Source organism: Castellaniella hirudinis (genome assembly GCF_047468865.1).
Classification (GTDB): Bacteria; Pseudomonadota; Gammaproteobacteria; order Burkholderiales; family Burkholderiaceae_B; genus Castellaniella; species Castellaniella hirudinis_A.
In genome coordinates this window covers 18727-27098 of record NZ_JBLGTV010000021.1, presented here as the reverse complement: position 1 = coordinate 27098, position 8372 = coordinate 18727, and the positions used below count along the sequence as shown (strand labels likewise).

Sequence of the window (8372 nt, the reverse complement as noted above, 5' to 3'; positions counted from 1 at the left end):
ATGAAAAATGTCCGCTGTCAAGCCTTTGATGCGGACAGGCAGCAACATGAAAGGTCTTGTGGGGCAATAGGTTAGGCCAAAAATCGACCGTTGCGCGCTCCTACTGCTTTTTAGGCTAGGTGCCGCATAGGCGCTTTGCGGTGGCAAGTGTAGGGGCACTCCGGCGAGCCGGGGCGCATCGCTGTTGTAGCTTCTAGCCTGGTGCAATCCACTCCAAAAGCGAAAGCGCAGCCCGTAGGCTGCGCTTTCGTCGTGATGAACCAACAAAATCAGGCTTGTTTCGGTTGCACGGCCTTCGCCGCCGCCAATGCTCCTTTCCTGAATCCTCGATCCCCAGCCATGAACGCCTCCAGCATGTGCGGGATGAGCGTCGCAGCATCGACCGCCTCGCCGTAGGTCTGCGCGTGCAGCGCGGCGTAGCGGTCGAGGTCGGCCCGCAGGCTGGCCGGACACGCGAAGGTCAGCTTCGTGGACTCCAGTTTCGGCAGTGGCCCGAGCCGCAGCTTCTTGCCCGTGCTCATCGCATCGCCCCCCTGTTGAAGAACATCGGCTGGTACGGCCGCAGCACCAAGTCGCGGTTGACGATGATCCGCACCGGCAAGCCCGGCCGCTCGGTCAAGGTCGGCTGGATGTTCATGTTGCGCCGGGTCATCTCCTGGCCGACCTGATTGATGCTGTCCTGCGCGCTGTCGCGCCCCGCGATCACGATGCGGTTGCCGTCCTGCCGGTTCTCCGGCGCGGCCAGCTCGGCACCTACGCCCAGCAGCGTCGTCAGTGCCGCGCCGGCGACGATACGACCCCAGTGATAGTCCACGCCATCTTCAAGGCCGGAATAGCCGGCCGGGTCGGTGCCCACGAGGTTGTCGATGGTCAGCGAAGACGTGTCGGGCAGGATGATCCGGTTCCAGACCACTTGAACCCGGCTCTGCCCGTAGCTGACTTGACTGTTGTATTTCCCGAGGATGCGCGACCCCTGTGGAATCAGCAGGAACTTGCCCGTCGCCGAGTCATAGACCGGCTCCGTCACCGTGGCGATCACGTCGCCCGGCAAGTCCGACTTAATGCCCGTCACCAGCGCCCCGGCGATCACCGTACCGGCCATCACCTGATACGGCGAGGCCGGCATTTGCAGATTGCCGGAATTGCGGGTTTCCGTGGAACCGCCTTTCAGGAACGCCTCCTTCTGGTCTTGCCGGTTCTGCGTGGCGGTCGGATCGGCAGGCTGGGCCGCCGTCGAGGCCGGCCCGGCCGCCAGCGGGTCGAAGGCGCTGCCCGGCGCAGCCGCAGAGGCTTGGGCTGTGGCAGGTGCTGCGGCCTTGCCCTGCTGGCCCGAGCGGAAGAACACCGCTGAGGCCGCCGCCGCGTCCGCCTCTTTGCGCAAGGCGTCCTCGGGGTCATGCCCAGGCGGCGCATAGGTCGGCGTCACGGGCTGCTGCGAGTTCACGATGGCCGGGCCAAGATCGCCCGGCAGCGGCGGCCCCAGCTCGGGCACCTTCTGCGGCAGCTTGGAGTAGTCGGCCGGAAGGCCGTCCAGCCCTTCGGACTTCGAGACGCGATCGACGTTGTAAAGCTCCGGCTGCTCATCGGCGCTGCGCCGATGCGGCTGGAGCGACCAGATCGTGGCGCCCAGCACGGCGACCGAGAGGCCGCCCATGAGCATCGCCAATGTGCGCCGATTCAGGCGCGTGACCGGGCGCGGCTGCGCGCGCAGCGCCACCGCCTCGGGCGCGACCTTGCCCGCCTGCGGCGCGGCACGGTCGGGGGTGTCGTCCTGGCTCATGGTCAGTTCCTCCGCGTGCCGTCCGTGCGCTCGATCCGCACCACGTCGCCCTTGTCGCCGCCCAGGCGCAGCTCCGCCGCGCCAAAGAGGCGATCCACGATGTAGTACGGCGCACGGAAGCGGTAGTTCACCAGTTGCCCGTCGCCCTGCGCACCGATCACGAACAGCGGCGGCAGCTCGCCTTGCGCGATGCCGGCGGGGAACTGGATATAGACCTTCTCGCCGTCATCGAAGGCACGCAGCGGCTTCCACGGCGGATTGCTGCCGCTGATGGCGTAGCGGAAGCGGATCTTCTCCAGCGACAAGCCGGTATCGACCGGCGCGGCGGCGCTGGCCGCCTGCGCCTGGCGCTGCAAGGCCAGCATCTTGTCCTTCGGGTACTCCCAGGAAACCGAGGCCATCCACGTCTTTTCGGTCGAGGTCAGCTCCAGCAGGTAGGTGCGCCGGCTGGTGGTGATGACCAGATTCGTCTTGAGGCCCGAGCGGATGGGCTTGACCATCACATTGACGCGCAGCGCCTCGCCGCTGCCGCTGGACGTGTCGCCCACGATCCAGCGCACGGTATCGCCGGCGGCCACCGTCACCAGTTCCTCGCTCGGTTGCAAGGCAATCACGGTCACGCGGCCCACGGCCGCATAGACCTGATAGAGCGCGCCATCGGTGAACGGCCACACCTGAATTGCATTGACGTAGCCCTCGCGCGTAGGCGCGATGCGCGCCTCGGCATTGGCGCGCGACACGCGCACGGTTTCGTCGGCCGGTTCCGGCGCGGGCTTGGCGTCCTCGGCTTCGGGCAATGGCTTCAACTGTGCCGGCAGCGCCAGCGGCTCGGGCACCTTGACCACTTCCACCGGCGCGGGCGGTTCCGGCAGCGGCTGGGCTTGCACCGGCTCATCGAGCAAGATGGCCGGCGGCGGCTTGCCCTGCGTGGCGCAGCCAGAGAACAAGACAGCCGAAGCAAGCAGGATCGCCGACAAGGCGGATTTACGGAAAAGCGGATTCATGGCTTGGCTCCTTCGGAAGAATCCAGTTCGCGGCTCCACGACAGACCGTTGACGTAGATGCCCAAGGGGTTCTTGCGCAGGCGCTGTTCGGTGCGCGGGGTCTGCTGCACGATGGAAATCACGGCGTTCCAGCGTTCGGTGCCCGCCGCGGCGCCGTTGACGAAGCGCCGTTCCGTCCAGCGCACGTTGAAAGACGTGTCGCTGGCGCGGGTCACGCTGGTGATCTGCACCGTGACGGATTCCTTGCCGATGCGCGCGAACGGGTCGTTGACCCGCGCGTAGTCGTTGAGCACCACGGCGCCCTTGTCGGTGGTGTAGTCGTAGGCGTCGAGCCAGTTCTGGCGCACGACGATGGGGTCGATGGACAGCGAGCGCACCAGCTCGATGAAGCGGCCCAGGTGGTATGCCACTTGGGCGTCGCTAGGCCGGTACGGCGTGGCAGCTTCGCCAACGGCGCGCACCTGGCCCGCATTGTCCACTTCCACGACGTAAGGCGTGACGATGGACTGCGCCGAGCGCCACACCAGGCCGCCGGCCATCAGCAGCGCCAGCAACAGGCAGCCGAAAGCCATCAGCCGCCAGTTTTTCGCTTGCACGCGGGACGAACCGATGCGCTCGTCCCACACTTGCGCAGCGGATTGGTAAGGGGTCGCAGGCTGCGGCGTGTCGGCATAGCGCACCTGCGGGCGTTTGAATCGCATGGGTGTTCTCCTTGAAGATCAGGAATCGCTTCATTCATCGGGATTGCGCAGGCTCGGCCCTTGGCTGGAAGCGCCACCGTCGCCACCGCGCAGCGTGTGGGCGGCGGTCGTCGCGGCATGGGTGAGTTGCTGGCGGCGGTGCAGGCGCTTCGCCCAGGCGGGTTGCTCCTGCGGCGTGGACGGCGGCGCGTCGCTGCTGGGGGCACCGCTGCCCGCTGTGGGTGCGGATGCAGGCGCATCGGCGCTGAACGCAGCGGCAGCGCGTTCGCGGATCGAGCGCGCGCCTTGCGCCACCTTCTGCCCGGCCGCCTGCGCGCCGGTCTTGGCGACGTTGCCCACGCCGGCGGCGGCACCCTTCAAGCCGCCGCCAGCAGAAGCGGAGCCAGCCTGAAACGCCGACTTCGCGCTGCTGGCGGCCCCGGCGGCGGCACGCGCACCGCTGCCGGCCAGGTTGGCGGCAGCCGGTGCCATGCGCGCACCGGCAGCGACAGCGCCACCGACGCCCGTGGCCGCAGCGCCCACGGCAACGGCGGTGCCGGCCGCGCCCAGCGCCGCGCCAGCCATTGCGCCCGCGCCGAGCTGCGGGCCGCCCGATACCAGCCCGGTCGCAATGCCTGGCCCGAAGATGCCCAGCGCCAGCAGGGTCAGCGAGGCCAGCATGACGACGACCGAATGGTCGATGGACGGCTCGGCCGGTTGCACCTGGAACTCGGCGAACAAGCCCGAGCCGATGCCTACGATGACGGCCAGCACCAGCACCTTGATGCCCGACGACACCACGTTGCCGAGCACCTTTTCTGCAAGGAACGCGGTCTTGTTCCAGAGGGCGAACGGCACCAGCACGAAGCCCGCGAGCGTCGTCAATTTGAACTCGATCAGCGTGATGAAAAGCTGGATCGCCAGCACGAAGAAACACAACAGGACGATCAGCCAGGCGAGGAACATCACGACGATGGGCGTGATGTTCACGAACACCTCGGGAAAGCCCGCCATGTCGCCGATCTGGTCGAGGATCGGCGCCCCGGCGTCGATGCCGATCTTGGCCAGCCTTCCCGGTTGCAGGAAGTTCTCCATGCTCAAGGTCGAGCCGCTGGCCGTCAGGCCAAGGCCCGCGAACGAGCGGAACACGATGCCGGCCAGCCAGTTGAAGTTGCCGATGATGTAAGCGAAGGCACCGACGTAGAGCACCTTGCGGATCAGCTTGGCGATCACGTCTTCGCCCTGGCCGGTGGCATGGCTCATTGCCCAGAACAGCCCGGCGATCGTCATGTCGATGACGATCAGCGTGGCAGTCAGAAACGCCACCTCGCCATGCAGCAGGCCAAAGCCCGAGTCGATGTAGCGCGAGAACGTATCGAGGAAGCGGTCGATGATGGTCACGTCATTCATGGCGAGTTCTCCTGCCCAGGCCCGTTGTCATTGGCGGGTTCATCGAAGCTGGGCGGAATCGGCGGCAGGTCAGCGAGCGTCTGGTACTCGCCGGGGCCGGCCTTGCCGGAAAGAAAGCGGCGCAGGTCGGCTTGGGCCACGTGTGCGCAGAACGCGCCGTCGTGCTCGCCCGCGCGGCATTGCGCGCGCAGCGCGTGCAGCCGGGACGGGTCGGCGGCCAGCGCATCCATAGAAGGCGGCCGGTCGCAGCCGGCCAGCAGGGACGCGAGAGCGAACAGGACGGGCGCGTTCTTCATGGCCGCACCAGTCAGTGGTTGTAGAAATCGACGGGCTGCGGCGTGTACGGCGTGCCGTTGCCCAGGAAGCGCCGCGTCACTTCGCGCCCGCGCTCGGTGGCTGCGGCTTGCCGCGCCAGCTCCAGTGCGGTGGCTCGGTCTTGCGTGATCTGGAGCCGCTGCGACTGGATCGACTGCTTGGCCTGCAAGGCGAGCAACTGATTCATGGCTTGCATCGCCTGCAACGCGCCTTCGGCCGATTGGCTCTTGCCCACGAGGTCGGCCAGCACGCTTTCGTCAACGCCCAGGTTCTGCGACACCTGCGCCTGCATCTGCATCGTGGTCTGCAAGCCGTTGAGCGTGTTCTTCCAACGCTCTTGCGTGTCGCGGTACATCTGGTCGCCGCTGACGGTGGCGGCGTACTGCTCGGGGTACAGGCGCGCAAACTCCCGATCCAGATTCGTCACGTCATAGGCCAAACCCTTCGCTTGGGCGATCAGCCGCTCGGTCGTCGCCAGGTTGGTGCGCAACTGACCGACCACGCTGGACGGCAGGCTGGCGAGGTTGCGCGCCTGGTTCATCAGCATTTGCGCTTCGTTCTGGAGCTGCTGGATCTGGTTGTTGATCTGCTCCAGCGTGCGGATCGCGGTCAGCGTGTTTTGCACAAGGTTCGTGGGATCAATCACGACCCATTGCGCGTGTACGGTGGAAACGGTGCAAAGCATGGCCGCGACGGCAGCGGCGATGAGTCGCTTTTTCATGGCTGGTTCTCCTGTGGGTGGTCAGCGGTACGGAGGGAACCCGGCGTGAGGCCGGGGAACGAGGGCAGCAGGTCAGCCGCCCAATCGAGGCCGCGATGGCGCAGCCAGGCGCCGGCGAAGCCGGGCACGCTGGCATCCAGCAGCACGCGGTCTATGTCGCGCTGGTCTTGCGGCGTGGAAGCGCCTACGAACGCGAGTGCAGCCGCCCCCAGGTCGAGGTCGAACAGGCGGTTGCCGAGGCGGGATTGGTAGTAGTAGTCGCGCTTCGGAACTGCCGTGGCGACGATTTCGATCTGGCGGTTGTTGAGGCCGAAGCCCTGATAGATCGTCTTGATCTGCGGCTCGGTCGCCTGCGGGTTCGGCAGGAAGATGCGGCTCGCGCAGCTTTCGACGATCGCGGGCGCGATGCTCGAATCCTTGATGTCAGCGAGCGACTGCGTGGCGAAGATGACGCTGACGTTCTTCTTGCGCAGCGTCTTGAGCCACTGGCGGATGCGCGCGGCAAACACCGGGTCATCGAGGAACAACCAGGCTTCATCGAGGATCAGCAGCGTGGGCGCACCGTCGAAGCGTTCATCGAAGCGCGCAAAGAGGTAATGCAGCACGGCCATGACGGCGGCCTTGCTGTGCATCAGCTCCTCCATCTCGAAGCACTGCACCGCGCCCGAACCCAAGCGGTCGTGATCGGCATCCAGCAGCTTGCCGTGCGCGCCGCCCAGCACATAGGGCGCAAGCGCCTGGCGCAGCGCGTTCGATTGCAGCAGCACCGACAAGCCCGTCATGGTGCGCTGCTCCGCCGGCGCACCGGCAAGGCTGCCGAGTGCCGACCATATGGCAGCCTTCTCGTCCGGGCCGACCGCCACGCCTTCGTGCAGCAAGCGGCCTTCGATCCATCCGGCGGCCCAGGTGCGGTAGCCCTCGCGGTCGATGCCGGCGAGCGGCTGGAACGCAATGCCGCCATCGGCGCCCAGGTCGTAGTGTTCGCCGCCCAGCCCGAGGATCGTGGCGCGCATCGAGCGGCCCATGTCGAACGCAAAGATGCGCGAGCCGCGATAGCGCCGGAACTGCATTGCCAGCGTGGCGAGCAGTACCGACTTGCCCATGCCGGTCGGACCAGCGACCAGCGTGTGGCCCACGTCGCCGATGTGCGTCACCAGCCGGAACGGCGTTGCTCCATCGGTACGGGTGACGATCAGCGGCGGGCCGTCAAGGTGGTCGTTCTTCTCCGGCCCGGCCCATACCGCCGACACCGGCATCATGTGCGCCAGGTTCAGCGTCGAGACGATGGGCTGGCGCACATTGGCGTAAGCGTTGCCCGGAATGGACGACAACCAGGCATCCACGGCATTGAGCGTTTCGGGAATGGTGACGAACCCGCGCCCCTGGATGACGCGCTCCACCATGCGCAGCTTCTCGTCGGCTGCAGCCGGATCAGCGTCGAGCACCGCCACGGTGGCCGTCAGGTAGCCGAAGGCCACCTGATCGCTGCCCAGCTCCTGCAAGGCGGCGTCTGCGTCGGCGGCCTTGTTCGAGGCATCGGTATCGACCAGCGGGCTTTCCTGCTGGAAGATCGTTTCGCGCAGTAGCGCGATGACGTTCTTGCGCTTGGCGAACCACTGGCGGCGCAGGCGGGCGAGTTCTTTTTCCGCCTCGGCTTTGTCCAGGCACAGGAAGCGCGTACTCCAGCGATACGCAAAGCCCAGGCGGTTGAGGTCGTCCAGAATCCCCGGCCAGGTCGAGGTCGGAAAACCGCGCACCGACACCACGCGCAGGTGCTGGTCGCCCAGCATGGGCGCCAGGCCGCCGACCAGCGGCGAGTCGGTCAGCAGCGCGTCGATGTGGAACGGCACCTCGGGCACCGCCAGCCGATAGCGCCGCGTCGATACCGTGGCGTGCAGGTAGGTCAACGTCTGCGCGTCGTCCAGCCAGGCGATTTCCGGCATCACGCCATCGAGCAAATCAAAGATGCGATCTGTCTCCGCCACGAAGGCGGTCAGGCGCTCGCGCCAGTCAACGCCTTCGGTGGGCCGGTTCTCGTACAGCATCCCCGCCGCACGCGCGCGTGATTCCTCGGGCGGCAGGTACACCAGCGTCAGGTGATAGCCGCTCTCGAAATGGTTGCCCGATTCCTCGAACGCTGCGCGGCGTTCTTCGTCCACCAGCCACGAAAGCGGCTCGGGGAACTCCGAGTGCGGATAGTCGGCGGCAGCGCGGCGCTCGGCCTCGATGAACAGCGCCCAGCCCGAACCCAGCCGGCGCAGCGCGTTGTTCAAGCGCGCCGACGTGGCGATCAGTTCGCCTTGCGTGGCGCTGTCGAGGTCAGGCCCGCGAAACTGCGCCGTGCGCTGGAAACTGCCGTCCTTGTTCAAGACCACGCCCGGCGCGACCAGCCCGGCCCAGGGCAGCCAGTCGGCAAGCAAGGCCGGGCGCTGGCGGTATTCGGCGAGGTTCAGCATGGCGGC

8 protein-coding genes are annotated in these 8372 nt (G+C 66.8%); all 8 read right to left on the bottom strand.

Annotation, left to right across the window (positions count from 1 at the left end; genetic code table 11):
• Positions 1 to 269: 269 nt before the first annotated feature.
• From ACMHYJ_RS16260 to trbE, 8 genes are read right to left on the bottom strand one after another with little or no spacing between them, the layout of a single operon-like run.
• Positions 270 to 521, bottom strand: coding sequence for a DUF2274 domain-containing protein (locus tag ACMHYJ_RS16260; RefSeq protein ID WP_414247221.1), 252 nt, complete (start codon positions 519 to 521; stop codon positions 270 to 272).
• Positions 518 to 1780, bottom strand: a complete 1263-nt coding sequence (locus ACMHYJ_RS16255; RefSeq protein ID WP_414247220.1) for a TrbI/VirB10 family protein — start codon at positions 1778 to 1780, stop codon at positions 518 to 520. Before ACMHYJ_RS16255 ends, ACMHYJ_RS16260 begins: the two co-directional genes overlap by 4 nt.
• 2 nt (positions 1781 to 1782) lie before the next feature.
• On the bottom strand, positions 1783 to 2784 hold the full coding sequence (gene trbG / locus ACMHYJ_RS16250) for a P-type conjugative transfer protein TrbG (protein ID WP_414247219.1): 1002 nt from the start codon (positions 2782 to 2784) through the stop codon (positions 1783 to 1785).
• On the bottom strand, positions 2781 to 3485 hold the full coding sequence (gene trbF, locus ACMHYJ_RS16245; protein ID WP_414247218.1) for a conjugal transfer protein TrbF: 705 nt from the start codon (positions 3483 to 3485) through the stop codon (positions 2781 to 2783). Before trbF ends, trbG begins: the two co-directional genes overlap by 4 nt.
• Before the next feature lie 30 nt (positions 3486 to 3515).
• Positions 3516 to 4874, bottom strand: a complete 1359-nt coding sequence (gene trbL / locus ACMHYJ_RS16240) for a P-type conjugative transfer protein TrbL (protein ID WP_414247217.1) — start codon at positions 4872 to 4874, stop codon at positions 3516 to 3518.
• Positions 4871 to 5170: a hypothetical protein gene (locus ACMHYJ_RS16235; RefSeq protein ID WP_414247216.1), complete on the bottom strand. Its 300-nt coding sequence runs from the start codon at positions 5168 to 5170 to the stop codon at positions 4871 to 4873. The genes trbL and ACMHYJ_RS16235 overlap by 4 nt, the downstream gene beginning before the upstream one ends.
• A gap of 11 nt (positions 5171 to 5181) precedes the next feature.
• The gene (gene trbJ, locus ACMHYJ_RS16230; protein WP_414247215.1) at positions 5182 to 5910 is read right to left on the bottom strand and encodes a P-type conjugative transfer protein TrbJ; all 729 of its coding nucleotides are present in this window, start codon (positions 5908 to 5910) and stop codon (positions 5182 to 5184) included.
• Positions 5907 to 8366 (bottom strand): conjugal transfer protein TrbE, encoded by a 2460-nt coding sequence (gene trbE, locus ACMHYJ_RS16225; protein ID WP_414247214.1) that lies wholly within the window; start codon positions 8364 to 8366, stop codon positions 5907 to 5909. Before trbE ends, trbJ begins: the two co-directional genes overlap by 4 nt.
• Between the last annotated feature and the right edge of the window lie 6 nt (positions 8367 to 8372).